Genomic DNA, 327 nt, shown 5'->3' with positions numbered 1-327 from the left:
AATTTCTTCTGCTCGGTTGTGAATGTTATTGCAACGCTGCACCCATTCCATTTGACGGGTACGCTTCAATTCCTCGGTCACGCCCTCGGTGGCTTTCATCTGCTCCATGATGGTGTCTAACCGTTCCTGTGCCTGTTCGTTCAGGTCTGCAAGGTATGTCCATAACTCCCCGGTCAAGGTCAATGTGTTCAATCTGGCTGGGTGGACTTCTCTTAAATATTCCCGGTGCATCCGTCCGTACTTTCCGATGGGGCGGTGTTCTTCCGGCAGCTTCAAGTCTGGGATGTAGTAATCTCCAACAAGGATATAATCAATTCCGTTTTCTGT

At 49.2% G+C, this 327-nt stretch carries 1 protein-coding gene; it reads right to left on the bottom strand.

Translation table 11 applies throughout. The annotated features are described in order from the left end of the window. Positions 1–327, bottom strand: a 327-nt coding sequence (locus tag DXB70_RS13875; protein WP_243099978.1) for a TnpV protein, incomplete at both ends; no start/stop codon positions are given.

The organism is Clostridium sp. OM05-5BH (genome assembly GCF_003481505.1).
Classification (GTDB): Bacteria; Bacillota; Clostridia; order Lachnospirales; family Lachnospiraceae; genus Otoolea; species Otoolea fessa.
This window is presented reverse-complemented; position numbering and strand designations above follow the sequence as displayed.